Consider the following 17140-nt stretch of genomic DNA (forward strand, 5'->3'; position numbering starts at 1 on the left):
TAACCCTACTGAAGAGATGAGAAGTAGAGGAGGAAGCAAGGAGCACTGCCGGGCTAACAAGACCCATCCTTGCGTCTCACCTGTGGCCGGACTCGGACGTAGCTTTCCCTGAATCCGTGACGCAAGTATAGGTGCAAGTGTGATGAAAGTCTCATTATTTTTCTGAACGTCAATTCATTGACGCTGGAAATGTGACGTGATAGCCGAAATCAGGACCCACGGGGGTTCGGGAACCCGACGGTCGCCGGATCAGGTCAGAAGCGACCCTGGATGACGCTTCGGGTGGCGCGTTCGGCATGCACGGAAACAAACCTTTTCCCGGCGGAAATCGCCTTCTTTGATGCGCATCACTCTTTCTTGGTGATGGCCCTAGCAGATTCGGAATCGTCCTATTAAAGGCTGATCGAAGCTGTCGCTAACTAGGACACACCGAACCAGAGAACGTGTCATGAGGAATTCCATTCTGCTGTGCGTGGCCCTGATGTCCGTCAGTGCGCTGGCCCAGGCCAGCAGCGGCAGCATCCGTTTCAGTGGCCGCATCGCCGAGCCGGGCTGCACGACGAATCTGTCCCAGGGCGAGCTGAGCCTGGCCGCCTGCCCGCCGTCGGCCAAGGGCTCGACGGTGGAAGTGACGGCGCTGGCCAACGGCCAGGCCGCGACGCTGCGCGACGGCAAGCGCCACGGCCAGAAGCTGTCGGTGTCGGCCAGCGCGCTGCGCGCCGGCGATATCGCCTTCTCCGAGCGTTACAGCGTGCAGGCGTCGACGCAGCAGCCGCTGCAGGGCGCCTATCTGGTGGTGGTCGACTACCTGTAAGCCGGCACGCTTACGCCGGCGGCAGCTCGAACACCTGGCGCAGGTAGGCCAGGTAGCCCGGGTCGTCGCACATGCTCTTGCCTGGCGAATCGCTGAGCTTGGCCACCGGCTGGCCATTGCAGCGGACCATCTTGATGACGATGTTGAGCGGCGTTGGCCCCAGATCATTGGTCAGGTGGGTGCCAACGCCGAAGGCGACCTGGCAGCGACCACGGAAGTAGTCGTACAGGCGCATCACCTTGGCGATGTCGAGCCCATCGCTGAACACCAGCACCTTGGTGCGCGGATCCACCCGGCGCTGCTGGAAATGCGCCAGCATGCGGTCGCCCCAGTCGAACGGATCGCCCGAGTCGTGGCGGACACCGTCGAACAGCTTGCAGAAATACATGTCGAAATCGCGCAGGAACGCATCCAGGCCGACCACGTCGGACAGCGCGATGCCGAGGTCGCCGCGGTACTCGCGTGCCCACGATTCCAGTGCCGCCACCTGCGAATCACGCAGGCGCGGGCCAAGTGCCTGGAATGCCTGCAGGTACTCATGGGCCATGGTGCCGTGCGGGGTCATGCCGTACAGGCGGGCGAAGTGCACGTTGCTGGTGCCGACCAGTTGCGGGCCGAGCGCATCGCGCAGCAGCGGCAGCAGGCGCGCATGCCAGTCACGCGAATAACGGCGGCGGCTGCCGTAGTCGGCAATGCGGCACTGTTCGAAACCGGGAGTATCACGCAGCAGCGCTGCCTTGGCCTGCAGCCGACGCTCGCCCTCGGCAAAGTCGGCGGTGGTGGTGTTGCGGAACCAGACTTCGTTGATGATCGCCAGCAGCGGGACTTCGAACAGGATGGTATGCAGCCACGGGCCAGTGATGTCCAGTTCGATTTCGCCGGGCACGGCCGTCGACGCGCGCAGCTGGATGTACTTGCGGTCCAGATGGAACAAGCCGAGGAAATCGGCGAAGTCGGGCTTCACGAAGCGCAGGCCGCGCATGTAGTCCAGTTCCGCGTCGCTGAAACGCAGGCTGCACAGGTGGTCGATCTCTTCGTCGATCTGGTCGATGTAATGGGCCAGGTCGATGCCGGGCGTGCGGCACTTGAACCGGTACTGCACCTGGGCACCGGGGTGCTGGTGGAGCACCGCCTGCATCATGGTGAACTTGTACAGGTCGGTGTCGAGCAGGGACTGGATGATAGGCATGAGGCGGATTATGCGCCCGGACGGGTGAACCGGGGTGGCCGCGGGCACGCTCGGCTCTCCGCGTGGGTAGATCCGCGCCATGCGTGGATGCAGGTTCGGCCCTACAACGACCTGCGCAACAGGCGCGGTACCAGCATCAGGGCGTGCCCCCAGATCGCGGCCCACACCGCCACGCGCACCGGCAGCGAACGCTGCCTGGCCTCGAACTTCTGAAAGTAGCGCCACAGGCCCCTGTGCTTGTGCCATTCAACGAAGAACGGCCGCGATCGGCTCGAGACGCCACGTACATGGGTGACCTGCAGGTCGTTTGCAATCGCCACCACGGCCCCGGCTTCGCGTGCACGCCGGCACAGGTCCAGGTCTTCGGCGTGCAGACGGTACCCGGCGTCCCAGCCTCCGATCCGGTCGAACAATGCACGCGGCATCATCAGCAGTGCGCCAGACAGTGCCGGCACCCGCTGCAGCACCTGCTGCGGGTCACGCGGCAGCGCCAGCTTCGAGCCCTTTCCCAGCGAGCGCAGCATCATCAGGAAATCCGGGTCGCGGCGGCGCACGGCTTCGTCGGCATGGCCCTGCTCGTCCACCTGCTCGACACCGAGCAGGCAATCGCCCAGTGCTTCCGCCCGGCTGCGCAGTGCGGCCAACGTCTCCGGCTCGACCATCAGGTCCGGGTTGATGAAGGCCAACCAGGGGCTGCGCGAATCGGCCACGCCCTGGTTGTTGGCAGCGGCGAAGCCGGGATTGTCCGGGTTGCCGACGAAACGCACGCGCGGATCGTGGCTGGCATGGCGCTGCACGATGTCCAGCGTGCCATCCATCGAGCCATTGTCGATCACCCGGATCTCGGCCACGTCCTGCGCCTGGCGCAGGCGCGAGAGGCAGGCATCGATGGTGCTGGCACTCTGGTAGGTCACGACGATGGCGGCGATGGCAACATTCAAGCGAGTGACTCCGGCGCGGAAGGAACGAACAGGTCGCCCTGTTCCTTCGGCATTATCGCCTGCCGCATGCGCTGCTGCAGGTCGGCGCGCAGCCCGTGCAATGGATCGTGCATCAGGAAATCGGCCAGGCGCGGCACCCAGCCAGGCCAACGCGCAGCCAGCGCCTCAAGGTCGCCATCGCGGCTGGCCGCCTCGCCCGCCCGGCTCACAAAGGCGGTCTCGCACAGTACGTTGCGCCAGCCCAGGCCGGCCATGCGCAGGCTGAGGTCGACCAGGGCCGCGTTCCAGCCAGCGTAGCTGTCCACATCCAGGCCACCGGCGCGGCGGCGCGCATTGCCACGCACCAGAACCGCATGGGTGACCGCCGATGGCAGTTCCGGGTGCAGCGCCGGCAAGGCGGCGCAGGTCTGTGCCAGCAGCGCCGCATCCTCGGGCTCGGGATTGATCTCGCCCAACCGTGGCCACGCTGCGGTTTCGCCGGCATTGCACCACGGGGTTGCGGTCGCGATGGCGGCATCGCGGGCGAAGGCGTCCTGCAATTGTTGCAGCCAACCCGGCGCAGGCACGCTGTCCGGTGCCAGCACGGCCACGTCCAGGCCATCGCAGGCGCGCAGCATCTCGTCCAGATGGGCGACCTCGCCCAGTGGCCGCGCGCGCCGGGTGTACTCGGCCTGTAGTGGCGTATGTGCCAGCCAGTGTTCCACCACCGCCTGCGCACGCGGCCCGGTCTGCGCATCGTCGGCCAGCCAGACTGCGGTGCCCGGCGCGGTGCCCGCATCCAGTGCGGCCAGGCAGCGGTCGAGCGCGGCATCGTCCACGCACAGCGGCAACAACACGATCGCCCCCATCCCGCCTCCGTGGTTGTCGGTGGCCACAGCCTAGCACCGGGAGGGTATCGGCCGGGTTGCACCCGGCACCCGCTTCAGGCCAGGGCAACAGCAACAGCCGAAGCAAGAGCTGGGTTCCTGGGGTTGGGGGGGGGGGGGGGGGGGGGGGGGGGGGGGGGGGGGGGGGGGGGGGGGGGGGGGGGGGGGGGGGGGGGGGGGGGGGGCCCGCCCCCCCCCCCCCCCCCCCCCCCCCCCCCCCCCCCCGCCGTCGACAGTTTTCCGCGACCTGCCTGCTCTTCTGTAGAGCCGTGCTCGGCTCAGATCTCACAGATATCGAAATATTCGATTTCGATGGAGAGTCATCCACGCATGGCGTGGATCGTGTCGACCAAGGTCGACACCTACCAACAGCAAGCAGGAAACTGTCGAAGGCGGGGCACTGTGGGTTTGCGGGGTGTGAGCCGCATGGATGCGGCGACCAAGCCTACATGAACGTATTCACGGCGTCCCCGCAAACCCACAGTGCCCCGCCATCCCTCAGTAAACCCGCTGTTGCTGTTGCTCCGGCCTCGGCGGGTGCCGGGCGCAGCCCGGCCGCAAACCCCCTACTTCTTTGCGCGCGGCTGGTTCAGTGGCTCCATCGCGCGGAAACGCTGGCTGTACTCGTCGGTCAGATTCCGCGCTTCCAGGCTGTTGCGCACGATGCTCGGGGTCAGCAGCACGATCACTTCGGAACGGCGGCTGGAGCGGCTCTTCTGCCCGAACAGCGCGCCAACCACCGGAATCCGGCTCAGGCCGGGAATGCCGCTGCTGCCATCGGTGCCCGAATCGGTGATCAGGCCGGCCAGCATGATGGTGTCGCCGCTCTGCACCGCCGCTTCGGTCGACAGCTTCTTTGTGGAAATGCGCGGGTTGCAGTTGCGCTCGGTCGGATTGCAGTTGTCGGGCACGTTCGAGGCGCTGCTCACTTCCTGCACGATGTCGAGGAACACCGTGCCGTCGCGGGTCACGCGCGGGCGCACCTTCAGGATCACGCCGGTGTCGATGTACTGCACCGAGCTGTAGCTGCTGGTGCCGATGCCGGTATTCACCGTGGTGGTGTTGATCGGCACCTTGTCACCGACGTTGAGCGTGGCCTCGGCGTTGTTGCGCACGAACACCGAAGGCGTCTGCAGCAGGCGTACATCCGTGACCTTGTCCAGCGCACTCACCACCGCCGCGCCATTGTGGCCGGTGAATGCCCAGCCCAGGCCTTCGCCGCCCGTTGCGGCACCGGCGAAGCTGCTCCACGAGCCACCCGCTGCCGCCGGCAGGGTCACGCCGCCCAATGCGCCCGTCAGGGCACGCCCGGCCACGGCGTTGTCGAAGAACCAGTTCACGCCGTACTTCAGGTCGCCATCGAGCGAGACCTCGGCCACCTGGGCTTCGATGTGCACCTGCAGGGGCATCACATCCAGCTTCTCGATCACCTCGCGGATCGATCGCCAGGCCTGCGGAGTCGAACGCACCAGCAGGGTGTTGGTCTCCTCCACCGCCGACACGCCCACGCGGTCGCCTTCCACTTCCAGGCTGACACTGACGTTGCCGGACTGGCGCTGCGGCAGGTTCATGCTGCCGTTGCCACCGCCACTGGAGCTGCTGCCCGGGACCGAGCCGAAGCTGCTGCTGTTGTTGTTGGTGCTGTCCATGCCACGATCGGAGTCGCTGCCCAGCTGCGACGGCATCGCCCCCGGGGCCAGCGAGGCCGGACTGGAACCGCCGCGGTTGCCACTGCTGGCAAATGCTTCACTGAGCCGTTCGGCCAGGTCACGCGCCTTGATGTAGCGCAGCTCGTAGGAAAACAGGCGGGCACTGCCACCGGCGGTATCGATGCGGTCCAGCCACTGCTGGATCTGGTCCAGGTAACGCACCTGCGGGGTGATCACCAGCACCGCGTTGGCGTTTTCCAGCGGCAGGAAGCGGAACATGCCGGCACTGGGCGTCTTGCTCTCCTCGCCGAATACTTTCTCCAGGTCTGCAGCCACCTGCTCGGCCTTGCCCGACTGGATCGGGAACACGCCCACCGACATGCCCGACAGCCAGTCGACGTCGAAGATCTCGACGGTGCGCATGTAGTTTTCCAGCTCTGCGCGGGTACCGCCCAGGGTGATCACGTTGCGGCCGCTGTCGACGTTGACGATCGCATTGGGCCGCGCATAAGGCTCCAGCACCTTCTTCATCTCGGTGGCGGAGATGAACTGCAGCGGGACCACGCGGACCTCGAAGCCACGCGCGCTGGCGGCTGGCGCCGTGCTCGGCGCAACCGTACCGGCCAGCGCCTGGTCGGCGGCAACGATGTTGTAGCGCCCACCGCTGTAGACCATGCGTGCGTTGTTCCAGCCCAGCACCATCTCCAGCAGGTTCAGCGCCTGTGCCGGCGACACCGGCTTGGGGGTGGCCAGGGTGACCGTGCCCTGCACCCCCGGTGCGATCACGTAGTTCTGGCCCAGCATGTCGCCGAGGATGGCCTTGACCACCGCATGCAACGATTCGCCTTCGAAGTTGAAGGTAGCCTCGCCGGTGCTGGCGCCATGCAGCGCCGGTGCCGGTGCGCGGGCTGCTTCGCGGTTGATCATGGTGCCCGTGCCACGGCGGATCACCGCCTGCGGCGCGCCTTGGGCGTCACGGGCGGCGTCAGCGGTGACATCGGCCGCCCGGCCAGCCTCGGAGGTGGGCGACAGATTGCCCTTGCGCTGCACGTGCGGCGCGGACACGGTGCTGCAGCCGACCAGCAGCGCGAGGGCAAAGGACCAGGGAAGGAAACGCAGGCTCATGCATTCACTCTATCGGTTGGTGCCATCGCCCGGGGGCGGCGACGGTTGTTGCTGCTGTTGTTGCTGCAGCTGGCGGCGACGGGCCTGGATGCGTTCGCGGATGGCCTGCATCTGCGCTTCGCTTGGGCCGTTGTTGGTGGCAGGGGCGGATGCCGCAGCCGAGGGCGCTGGCGCACTGCCAGCAGGCGACGGCGATGGGGTTGCCGCAACCGGCGGCGGTGTCGGCGGAGCACCTGCCGGGGGCGGCACAACGATCGCACCTGCCGGCGGCGCACCGTTGGCGCCGCGCAGCACGGTCGGCGGCTCACCGCCCTGGCCGTTGAAGACCGCCAGTTCCAGCACCTGGTTGCCACCGGGGCCGATCACGGTGGCCTGGCGCGGCTGCAGTGCCACCAGCTGCCAGCCGTCGACGGCTTCACCGTTGAGGCGCAGGCGCAACGAACGGTTCTGCTCGGTGGTGAAGGTGGCCATGCCGAAGTCGCCGGTCAGCAGCACGCCGGTCAGGCGCAGCGCGGCGCTGGCGGCAGGCTCGCTGCCACCGAGCAGATAGGGCTTCGGCCTGCGGTCCTCGGCGAACAGCGGTCGCTCGCCGATGGCACTGTAGCTGTCGGCGCTGGCCATGCGTTCTGCGGCCAACGGCGGCAGCACCGGCAACGAGGGCACCGCGTCGGCATTGCCGCCGGCAGCTGGCAGCTGGCTGCCCAGCCCGAAGCCGGTGGCCAGCCAGACCGCTGCCGCCCAGCCGGCCAGTGCCAGCAGGAAACCGGTGCGCAGGCTGATCTGCTCAAGCTTCATCGGCCACCTCCTGCCCCTCTTCCGGCACAGCCGGTGAGGGTGCCGGTGCAGCCGAAGGCGGTTGCGGCGCCGCGCCCGGCTCGGCTGCCGGTGCCGGCGCAGCGCCATCGGCAGCGGCACCGGGCAGCAGGTAACCGGCCAGTTCGAACGACACGTCCAGGCCCAGCCCGGATTCATTCGGCGACTGCTGGAAGCGCTGCGCGATCAGGTTGAGGTTGTCGACGAACAGGCGCGGGCTGCCGGTTTCCAGGCTGTGCAGCACCGTGGCCAGTTCGGCCACACCGCAACGCAGGCGCACCTGCATGGCAACGCGCACGAACTCGGCGTCACGACGGTTGTCGGTCAGTGGCGTGCGGTTGCTGATGGTGCAGCTGCGGTTGCCCGGGCTGGCCATCGCCACCGCATCCTGCAGCTTCGCGCCGAGCGCAGCGGCTGCAGCTTCGGCGGTGGCTTCACGTAGGAAGCCCGGCCGCTGCTGCAGTGCCTCGCGGGTGGCGCGCAGGCGTTGTTCGATCTGCGGCTGCTGCTGCAGCTGCGCCTGCACGCGCTGTTCGCGCTCGCGCAGGGCGGCCACGTCGGCATCGATTTCGCGCAGCGGCTGGGTGAACCAGGGGTGCACCAGCAGCAGGTAGGCCAGGCCCAGCACTGCCAGCAGCAGCGCCAGTGCCAGCCAGCGGTCACGGCGTGCGCTTGGCATCGGCATCGGCCGCCTCCCGGGCCGGGGCCGCAGCCGGCAACGGCTGCAGTTCGGCGGTCATGGTGAAGCGGTCACGGCCACTGGCGGCGCCATCGGCCTGCAGTACGCCGGTCAGATTGACCTTGCGCCACTGCGGCGCATCCTGCAGCAGCTGCACCAGCTGCGAGGCCTCGCGGCTCAGGCCGATCAGCTGCAGGTTGTTGTTCTCGATGGCCAGCTTTTCCAGGTAGGTGCCCTCCGGCAGGCGCCGGGTCAGTTCATTCCAGATTTCCACCGTTCCGGCGCGCTGGCTGCGCTGCTTTTCCAGGAATGCGGCACCATCGATCAGTGCCTGCAGCTGCGCGCGTTCGCTGGCGACACCACGCGCACTGCGTGCACTGCGCTCGACCTGCGCACGCAGCGCATCGGCAGCGTCACGGCGGTTGTCGAGCAGCTGCACGGCGGCCAGCACCAGCATCACCAGCGCGGCCACGGCCAACAGCACATTCCAGCGCCGCATGGGATCCGCGCGCAACTGGCGCTGCGCCGGTGGCAGCAGGTTCACCTGCAGAGGCTCACCCTCGCTGTCGATGGCATCGACACCGGCCAGTGCATCGGCCCACTCGCCCACGCTGGCCCGCCACGCTTCCAGCTGGCGCAGCGGCCAGGCGATCAGTTCGACCTGCAGCTGGCCCTCGGCTGCGCCCCCCAGCTCACGCACGTCAAAGCTGACCTGGCTCGATTCGAACGGCGTCTGGCGGTCGATCTCGAAACCGACCACGGCGCGCAGGCGGTCGGCCGCAGCCGCGGGCAAGCGCAGATGACGACGCAGTACCTCGCTGGCCGGCAGCAGCCACACCCGTGGCAGGCTGCGCAGCCGCGGTTCCAGCACGCGGTCCAGTTCCACCGGCGACAGCGGCCATGGCACGCTGGCAACCGCTTCGCGGCGTTCACCGGCCTCACGCCAGACCTGCAGCTGGTCACCCTGGCGCTGCAGCAGCAGGCGCGCCTGTGCCCAGCCCAGCGCCCACTGCCAACGGGCCGGCACCCACGCCAGCAGCGATTGCCGCCACCAGCGCAGGAAACGGCCGGCGCCCGGGCCGATCCGGCCCTGCACCTGCCGCACACTGTCCTGCCATGCCGTCATCTTGCTGTCATTCCCTGCTCCCAGCGAAGCACTGTGTAGGACCGCCCGGGAACCCCGCCCGAGCCATTGCGTACCACTGCCTGCAACACCGACCGGCGTCCACTGCTGTCGGTTGCACGGGACTCGATACTATAGGTGCCGCTGCTGCTGGCAAGCGTTGTCGCACCGCCAGCGGTATCTGCGTCACGCTCCTGCTGGGCGCGCTGCGCCAGCACGGTATCCGCATCCAGCCCTAGTGCGGTCAGCACCGGCGCGCTGGCGAACTGGGGATCCGGGCGCGCCTGGCGGCTGTACAGGGTCAGGTGGGGCAGCATGGCCTTGTACAGCGGGCCGCGCATGCCCAGCACCCGCTGCAGTTCGCCGAGTGTCTCAAAGCGCTTGTTGCGCGGGCCATACGGCAACCCGGCCGCCGCGTAGTCCGGCGCTTCGGCACCGCCACCGGGCTGCAGCAGGCTGTCTTCATCACGCCAGTCAACAATGGCGCCGGCCATCTGCCGGGCAGCGCCTTCGTCTTCACCGAGTGCCTTGAGGAACGCCGTCAGCAGGGTCACGTCGGCCAGGTTGAGGTTGATCTTGCCATTCTCGTCCAGCACCTTGATCTCGATGCTGGCGTCATCGAACTGCCAGCGGTAGGTGCGGCCATCGGCACGCCAGGGCGCCCGCAGCGGATCAGCGGACAGGCGCAGCAGCGCGTACTCCAGGCCGGCGCGCGCACGTTCCTGCCCGCGTGCATCGTCATCCAGTACCCGCTGCTGCAGATGCTCGACCCGTGCGCTCAGCGCGAACGCACCGACCAGCGCGGTCATCAATGCGATCAGCCACAGCACCAGCACCAGCGCCGCACCGTGTTGCCGGTTCATCGCGCACCTCCACTGCCACCGGCGCGCGGTGCCACCACCAGCAATGGCCAAGGCGCGCCCTTGGCGGGCACGATCCTGATCTCCACCAGCATCGGCAGCCGCCGGGTATCGTCCCAGCGCGGCATCCAGTCACTCATCTGACCGGTGCCCGCATCGATGCCGCGATAGCGCAGCTGCACCGACTTCAGGTTCTCAACCAACACCTCCGGCGGGCGTGGCGGATTCTCGGCGATGCGCTCGCCTTCCTGCAGCAACACCAGGTCCAGCAGCAGGCGCTGTTGCCCCTCGCGTCCGTCCACCTGCAGCGCGTGCAGGTAGGAGCCGCCACGGCCGAGGTAGCCGGGCAGGTCGGCGGCGAACAGCATGCGGTGTTCTTCGCCCTGGAAGAACACCGGTTCGCGGGTGGGGTCCGGGACCTCCAGCGGGGTGCGCAGTGCGCCGGCCAGCTGCCTGCCCAGCAGAGACTCGACCGCCCGCATGCGTTCACTTTCGGCGGCGATCTGTTCGCCGCGCTGGCTGACCGCCATCGCCGAGCGCACGCTGGCAAAGGCCAATGCCAGGCCGCCGGCCAGCAGCACGGTGGCCAGCATTACTTCGACCAGGGTGAACCCTGCGGCGCGGGGCTTCACCGCGCATTCTCCAGGTCGGGCGGCAACAGGCGCAGGCTGCGCCAGCGCAGCTGTTCGCGCTCGCTGTCACCCCAGCGCACCTGCAGCTGCAGTTCGGCCAGCCAGGGGGTTCCCGGTGACGTTGCCTGCGCGACATTGCCTGCGCGCGGCTCCGCCCATGGCTGGACCTGCAATTCCCAGTGGTAGCGCCCCTGCTCCCAGTCTCCCTGCTGCCTGCCTGCCTGCAGCGGCGAGGCGACGCCGGTTTCGGCCAGCAGCGACTGCGCATGCAGCACCGCGCGCGTGCGCAGCTCGGCATCGCGCACCTGTTTTGCGCCGCCGGACAGGCTGCCCAGCAGCAGCGTCAGCGCCAGGCCCAGCAGGGCGAAGGCGATGATCACTTCCAGCAGGGTGAAGCCGCGGGCGCGCCGCTTCATTGCGCCCGCCAAGGGCCAGAGCGGACCTCACCGGTCAGCCAGCCCACGTCGATGCGCCATTCGGCGTCGTCACGCTGCAGCCGGATGCGGCCACCGCTGGAGCCGCCATCGGGGTGGAACTCGATCACGCCCTGCCCCGGCGCGGTGGCCAGCTGCGCGGCGCCTTCGAACTGCACCTGCAGCTGTGCCGGCACGTCACCGTGGCGCTGGTTGGCGCCTTCCCAGCGCCGCTTGGCCGGCTCGATGACAAAGCGCTGCGGCTCGCCGCGGGTGATCGCCTGCGCGCGCACCATGCGCAGCTGGTTGGCGATGTCCTTGCCGGCGCTGCGCAGCTGCATGCCAGCGAAACCGCGTGACAGGCCGGCAGCGGTGATCAGGCCGATCGCGGCGATCAGCGCGATCGCCAGCAGCATTTCCAGCAGCGACAGGCCCGCTGCGCGCCTGCCGGGCAGGCGCGGGCGTTGCAACCGGCGCGGCAGGAAACGCGACATGCCCGGTTACGGCTGGTAGCGGATGTCGGCGTCGACACTGCTGCCACCGGCCTTGCCGTCCTTGCCCAGGCTGATCAGCTCATACGGCTGGCCCTCGCCCGGCGTGCGGTATTCCAGCGCATGGCCCCACGGATCGTTCAGATCGGCCGGCTTGGCATAGGGCCCCAGCCAGCCAGCCACGCCAGCCGGTGCAGTCACCAGATCATTGAGCGAGCCGGGCAGCTTGCCGGTATCGATCTGGTAGTTGTCGACCTTGGATGCGACGGTCTGCACCTGTGCCTTGGCAATGTTGGCCTTGCCGCGGTCGGCGCCACCCAGCACGCGGCTGGCGACCAGGGTCAGCACCGCGCCGATCAGCACGATGACGATGATGATCTCCAGCAGGCTCATGCCCGACTGGTTGCGCGCTGCGGTGAAGGAAAGGCGGATCGGTCGACGGGAAGCAATCATGGTCGGTCCTTTCAGTTGCGGAGTGTCGGGGTTGCGTAGGGATCCATCGTCAACCGATGGCATTGGTCAGGTCGTACAGCGGCACCAGCACGGCAACGATCACCGCACCCACCACCGAGGCCAGCACCAGGGTGATCGCCGGCACCATCGCCGCCAACAGGCGGTCGATGCGGCGGGCGCTGTCCTGTTCGAAGGTGTCAGCCGCTTTCAACAGCATGGTATCGAGCGCGCCGGACTCCTCGCCAACCTGGATCATCTGCAAGGCCAGGCGCGGGAAACGCCTGCCTCGCGACAGTGCCAGCGACAGGCCGGCACCGTTCTTCACTTCATCGGCGGCGGTTTCCACATCGGCAGCCAGCGCGCGGTTGCCCAGCACGTTGCGGGCGATGCCCAGGGCACCCAGCAGCGGTACGCCATTGCGCAGCAGGGTACCCAGCGTGCGCGCCAGCCGGGCAGTCTCCAGTTCACCCAGCAGGCGGCCGATGCCGCGACGCTGCAGCAGCCAACCATCCAGCGCCAACCGGAAGGCCGGCTGCCGCGCCTTGCGTTCGAAGAACAGCGCCACCAGCGCCGGCACCACCAGCAGCAGCACCCACCAGTCACGCACGAACAGGCCCAGCTGCAGCACTGCGTTGGTGAACCACGGCAGCGCCACATCCAGGCTCTCGTACATCTGCGCGAACTGCGGCACCACGTAGCCAAGCAGGAACAGCAGCGCACCACCCACCACCACCAGCAGGATGGCCGGGTACACCAGCGCGTTGATCACCTTGCCTTGCAGGGCCCGGCTGCGTTCGAGGTAGTCGGCCAGGCGCTGCAGGGTTTCGTGCAGGCTGCCGCCGGCCTCACCGGCACGCACCATGTTCACGTACAGGCGCGAGAACAACCCGTGCTGGCGTTCCAGTGCGGTCGACAGCGGCGCGCCACCGCGCACCACATCGCGGATGTCGGCGATCGCGCGACGCGAACGATCGTCTTCGGGCAACCCGAGCAGGATCGACAGCGCGCGGTCCAGCGGCTGGCCCGCACCGAGCAGTGTCGCCAGCTGCTGGGTGAACTGCAGCAATGCCGCGCCCTGCAGCGGCCGTTGGCGGAACAGGTTGCGCCAGGTACCGCCACCGATCGCACCGCCATCGGCCAGCTGTGTCTCCATCGGCAGATGGCCCTGGTCCTGCAGGCGCGCGACCAGCTCGGCCTCGCTGGCCGCTTCCATCTGCCCGTCGAAGATCTCGCCGTGCGGATTCAGTGCCTTGTAACGGTAGGTCGGCATGTCAGCCCCGTCGTCCTGCGCGCATCAGCTTTCCTCGGTGACACGCAGGACTTCCTCGATGGTCGTCTGCCCACTGAGGGCCTTGGACAGGCCGTCTTCGTACATCGTGCGCATGCCGGCTTCGCGGGCAATGCGTTCGATCTCGCCCATGCCGTCGCGGCGCATCACCGCACGCCGCAGCGCATCGTTCATCACCAGGAATTCCATGATGGTGGTACGACCGAGGTAACCGGTCGGCGCCAGCGCCGAGGGCCTGGGGCGGAACAGATGGATCGGCCCTTCCGGCTGCAGGCGGCGCAGCTCGAAGCGTTTGATTTCCTCCGGCGAAGCCTCGTAGCGCTCGGCGTGGGTCGGTTCCAGCCGGCGCACCAGGCGCTGGGCCAGAATCCCGTTGATGGTGGAGGTGAGCAGGTAGTCTTCCACGCCCATGTCGAGCAGGCGGGTGATACCACCGGCGGCATTGTTGGTGTGCAGGGTGGACAGCACCAGATGGCCGGTCAGTGCCGACTGGATCGCGATGCGCGCGGTTTCCAGATCGCGCATTTCGCCGATCATGATGATGTCCGGATCCTGGCGCACGATGCTGCGCAGCGCGTTGGCGAAGTCCAGGCCGATCTGCGGCTTGGCCTGGATCTGGTTGATGCCCTCGATCTGGTACTCGACCGGGTCCTCGACCGTGATGATCTTGACGTCGGCGGTATTGAGCTGGCTCAGCGCGGTGTACAGCGTGGTGGTCTTGCCCGAGCCGGTCGGGCCGGTCACCAGCAGGATGCCGTGCGGCTGTTCCAGCACCTTGCGGAACTGCGGCAGGAACGCATCGGTGAACCCCAGCCGGTGGAAATCAAACACCACTGTCTCGCGGTCGAGCAGGCGCATCACCACGCTTTCGCCGTGCGCGGTCGGCACGGTGCTCACGCGCAGGTCCAGCTCCTTGCCCTGCACGCGCAGCATGATGCGGCCGTCCTGCGGCAGGCGGCGCTCGGCAATGTTGAGCCGGGCCATGATCTTGATGCGGCTGATCACCGCTGCGGTGAGGTTGGCCGGCGGGCTTTCGCCCTCCACCAGCACGCCATCGACACGGTAGCGGACCTTCAGGCGGCTCTCGAACGGTTCGACATGGATGTCCGACGCGCGCAGTTCCACCGCACGCTGGATCACCAGGTTGACCAGGCGGATCACCGGCGCTTCCGAGGCCAGGTCGCGCAGGTGCTCGATATCGTCGACCGCGCCGCCCTCGCCGTCTGCGGTCTCCACGATCGCGCCCATCGCGCTGCGGCCCTGGCCGAACCAGCGCTCGACCAGGTCATCGATCTCCGCGCGCATGCCCAGCACCGGTGTCACCGGAACCCCCAGCGCCAACTGCACGGCCTGCTGCGGATAGGCATCGTGGGCATCGGCCAGCCACAGACGCACCCCGTGTTCATTCAACTCCAGCGGGCACACATGGAACTGCTTCAGGAAGCGCAGCGACAGTGGCATGCCCTCGGCCAGTGCCTGTGGCGGGGCCTCCGGCACCTGCCTGCCCTCCAGCAGCGGCAGGCCCAGCACCTCCGCGCTGGTCTGTGCCTGGTCGCGTTCAGACACCAGGCCCAGGCGCACCAGCAGGCCCAGCAGGCTGCCGCCGGCCTCGGCGTGCAACGGCCGCGCGCGCGCCAGGTCTCCTTCCTTGAGCCGGCCGCGTGCCAGCAGCGCATCCAGGATGCGGCCTTCGGCATCGTCGGTAACGGTTGCAGCGAGCGCGTTCACGTGACTCTCCTGTCAATCGGACCGACTTTAGCAGTTAAGCCATGATTTCCGCCGCCCTGCGGCCAGCTTTCGTAAAAAGACGAAGCCCGTCACACAGGATGACGGGCCTCGGCCGTTCAACTACGACACGTCAGGCTTACTGCGTGGCGAGGATGCTCACGCCGTTGTAGGCCGCTTCGCCCACCACCTTGATGTAGTAGGTGCCTGCCACCGGCTTGTTCACCCGTACCGTTTCGGACGTGCCGGGACGGGTCGACTTGCCATCGTTGTCGCTGGCGCTCGGCTCGCGACCCTGGGCGATGTAGACCGACACGTTGCCGGTGCCACCGTAGGTGATCACGCTGAGCTGCTTGCCAGCGGCTGCCTCGAAGCTGTACAGGCGGCTGCTGCCGGCCGTGCCGTTCAGCCCCCCCACGGCGGCCTTGTTGGTCAGCGGCGTCGCCACCGGTCCACAGTTCTCGGTGCACGGCTCTTCCAGCGCCTTTGCCAGCGCCGCCTTGGCATCGACGATGCCGGTGCCGATCGGAGTGGCGGTCGGGATGCTGACCGGGAACGGACGCGCGGTTTCCTTCAGCAGGGTGCGCATCGCGGCGGGGGCCAGCGGATCCTTGCCCTTGGCGATCAGCGCGCTCTGCACCAGTGCAGCGACGGCAGCCACGTGCGGCGAGGCCATCGACGTGCCGCCCATGCCCATGTAGCTGTAGCTGCCCGACTCCGGCGTGGTGGCCGCATCGGAACCGGACTGCCAGACGTAGCCGCCGGGATTGCCATCGACGCTGCCACCACCACCCGGACCGGACAGGTCCACGCGGGTGCCGTAGTTGGAGTAGTAGGTGATGCCGCCGGTAATGCGGGTGGCGCCGACGGTCACCACGCCGTCGCAACTGGCTGGACGGTATTTGGAGGCGTTGTCGGTCTCGTTGCCGGCCGCCACGACCACGGTGGTGCCACGCGAGATCGCGCCATTGATCGCTTCCTGGTAGGTCCCGTCGCAGCTGCCGCTGCCGCCGAGGCTCATGTTGATGACCTCGGCCGGGTTGGCATTGGCGGGTACGCCGGCCACCGTGCCGCCGGAGGCCCAGGTGATGGCGTCGGCTATATCGGAAAGGTAGCCACCGCACTTGCCGAGCACGCGGACCGGCAGCACCTTGGCCTTGTGCGCGACACCGGCCATGCCGACGCCGTTGTTGGTCTGCTCGGCCACGGTACCGGCCACATGGGTACCGTGCCAGGAGCTGTCCTCGGCGACGGAGCCGGTGTAGCACTCGTTGTCGTTCTCGACCCAGTCACCATAGTCCTGCGCGCCCGGCACGCGGTCGTTGGTGGCACGGCGCGACGTCTCGGCATCGCTGATGAAGTCGTAGCCTTCCAGCAGGTTGCCGACCAGGTCCGGGTGCTGCGGCAGGATGCCGGTGTCGAGTACCGCCACCACCACGCCTTCGCCCTGCGATACATCCCACGCCGACGGTGCGTTGATGCCGCCGGTGGCGTTGTGCAGGTGCCACTGGTACTGCTGGTAGTAGGGATCATTCGGCGCCAGCGCCGGCTGCACGTCACCGGCACGCAGCTCGGTACGGCGCAGCTTCACATCGGCCTCGGCGTACTGCACGGACGGATCGGCCTTCAGTTCCTTCAGCACGCGCTGCAGTTCGGCAGGCGCCAGGCGCCCCTGCAGGCGGATCAGGTCGGCACCGACGCCCAGCCTGCGCACGACCTGCGGGCCGAGCGCGCTGGCGCGGGTAGTGCCACCGGACAGGCTGGCGCGGGTCAGCGCGGACTGCACGGTGGACAGCTTGGCCGACCGGTCGCCCGCCGCAGCGGTGCCGGCACGGTACTTGACGATGATGCGCTGGGTGCCGGGCTCGGCGGTGCTGGCCTGGCGCACCGGTTCACGGGTCGGCAACCCGGCGGCGTGGACGGCACCGACGGCGGTCATCGACAGCACGGCGGCGGCAAGCACATTGATGCGAAGGTTCTGCTTCTTGATCACGTCGAATTCCTCTTCTGGGTCATGGATCGAACCAACACTGCGGCCATCATTCCTTGACGACTCCCGGCCGGCCCAGCCGGGATTGC

16 protein-coding genes are annotated in these 17140 nt (G+C 68.0%); 1 reads left to right on the forward strand and 15 read right to left on the reverse strand.

Features of this window, described 5'->3' with window-relative positions; translation table 11 throughout:
• Positions 1-448 precede the first annotated feature (448 nt).
• Positions 449-814: a hypothetical protein gene (locus O0J15_RS00495; RefSeq protein WP_111098855.1), complete on the forward strand. Its 366-nt coding sequence runs from the start codon at positions 449-451 to the stop codon at positions 812-814.
• Between the two features lie 10 nt (positions 815-824).
• On the opposite strand, the gene pncB is transcribed toward O0J15_RS00495, so the two are convergent.
• The 15 genes from pncB to O0J15_RS00570 all read right to left on the reverse strand — a co-directional run bounded on the left by pncB (position 825) and on the right by O0J15_RS00570 (position 17054).
• Complete coding sequence (gene pncB, locus O0J15_RS00500) at positions 825-2003, reverse strand: nicotinate phosphoribosyltransferase (RefSeq protein WP_021203170.1); 1179 nt, start codon at positions 2001-2003, stop codon at positions 825-827.
• A 101-nt stretch (positions 2004-2104) separates the two neighbouring features.
• Positions 2105-2944 (reverse strand): glycosyltransferase family 2 protein, encoded by an 840-nt coding sequence (locus tag O0J15_RS00505; protein ID WP_164144865.1) that lies wholly within the window; start codon positions 2942-2944, stop codon positions 2105-2107.
• Positions 2941-3792 carry a glycosyltransferase family 2 protein gene (locus tag O0J15_RS00510; protein ID WP_021203169.1) on the reverse strand — a complete coding sequence of 284 codons (852 nt, stop codon included), beginning with the start codon at positions 3790-3792 and terminating at the stop codon, positions 2941-2943. Before O0J15_RS00510 ends, O0J15_RS00505 begins: the two co-directional genes overlap by 4 nt.
• A gap of 584 nt (positions 3793-4376) precedes the next feature.
• A complete protein-coding gene (gspD, locus tag O0J15_RS00515) occupies positions 4377-6584 on the reverse strand; it encodes a type II secretion system secretin GspD (RefSeq protein WP_111098955.1) in 2208 nt (735 codons plus the stop codon).
• A 9-nt stretch (positions 6585-6593) separates the two neighbouring features.
• Entirely contained in the window at positions 6594-7379 is a 786-nt protein-coding gene (locus O0J15_RS00520; protein ID WP_308304898.1) for a hypothetical protein, read from the reverse strand.
• Positions 7369-8076 (reverse strand): type II secretion system protein GspM, encoded by a 708-nt coding sequence (gene gspM, locus O0J15_RS00525; protein ID WP_032952327.1) that lies wholly within the window; start codon positions 8074-8076, stop codon positions 7369-7371. Before gspM ends, O0J15_RS00520 begins: the two co-directional genes overlap by 11 nt.
• Complete coding sequence (locus O0J15_RS00530; protein ID WP_021203165.1) at positions 8057-9202, reverse strand: PilN domain-containing protein; 1146 nt, start codon at positions 9200-9202, stop codon at positions 8057-8059. Before O0J15_RS00530 ends, gspM begins: the two co-directional genes overlap by 20 nt.
• Positions 9199-10062, reverse strand: a complete 864-nt coding sequence (locus O0J15_RS00535) for a general secretion pathway protein GspK (protein WP_019661008.1) — start codon at positions 10060-10062, stop codon at positions 9199-9201. The genes O0J15_RS00530 and O0J15_RS00535 overlap by 4 nt, the downstream gene beginning before the upstream one ends.
• Positions 10059-10691: a type II secretion system protein J gene (locus O0J15_RS00540; RefSeq protein WP_308304899.1), complete on the reverse strand. Its 633-nt coding sequence runs from the start codon at positions 10689-10691 to the stop codon at positions 10059-10061. The genes O0J15_RS00535 and O0J15_RS00540 overlap by 4 nt, the downstream gene beginning before the upstream one ends.
• Positions 10688-11107 (reverse strand): prepilin-type N-terminal cleavage/methylation domain-containing protein, encoded by a 420-nt coding sequence (locus O0J15_RS00545; RefSeq protein WP_019661006.1) that lies wholly within the window; start codon positions 11105-11107, stop codon positions 10688-10690. The genes O0J15_RS00540 and O0J15_RS00545 overlap by 4 nt, the downstream gene beginning before the upstream one ends.
• Positions 11104-11598 carry a GspH/FimT family protein gene (locus tag O0J15_RS00550; protein ID WP_308304900.1) on the reverse strand — a complete coding sequence of 165 codons (495 nt, stop codon included), beginning with the start codon at positions 11596-11598 and terminating at the stop codon, positions 11104-11106. Before O0J15_RS00550 ends, O0J15_RS00545 begins: the two co-directional genes overlap by 4 nt.
• 6 nt (positions 11599-11604) lie before the next feature.
• Positions 11605-12048 carry a type II secretion system major pseudopilin GspG gene (gene gspG / locus O0J15_RS00555; protein ID WP_021203164.1) on the reverse strand — a complete coding sequence of 148 codons (444 nt, stop codon included), beginning with the start codon at positions 12046-12048 and terminating at the stop codon, positions 11605-11607.
• 49 nt (positions 12049-12097) lie between these two features.
• Positions 12098-13318, reverse strand: a complete 1221-nt coding sequence (locus tag O0J15_RS00560; protein ID WP_019661003.1) for a type II secretion system F family protein — start codon at positions 13316-13318, stop codon at positions 12098-12100.
• Positions 13319-13342: 24 nt separating this feature from the next.
• Complete coding sequence (gspE, locus tag O0J15_RS00565) at positions 13343-15064, reverse strand: type II secretion system ATPase GspE (RefSeq protein WP_058980469.1); 1722 nt, start codon at positions 15062-15064, stop codon at positions 13343-13345.
• A gap of 136 nt (positions 15065-15200) precedes the next feature.
• Positions 15201-17054 (reverse strand): S8 family peptidase, encoded by a 1854-nt coding sequence (locus O0J15_RS00570; RefSeq protein ID WP_021203162.1) that lies wholly within the window; start codon positions 17052-17054, stop codon positions 15201-15203.
• Between the last annotated feature and the right edge of the window lie 86 nt (positions 17055-17140).

This window comes from Stenotrophomonas sp. Sm10, from assembly GCF_030985515.1.
Lineage (GTDB): Bacteria > Pseudomonadota > Gammaproteobacteria > Xanthomonadales > Xanthomonadaceae > Stenotrophomonas > Stenotrophomonas hibiscicola.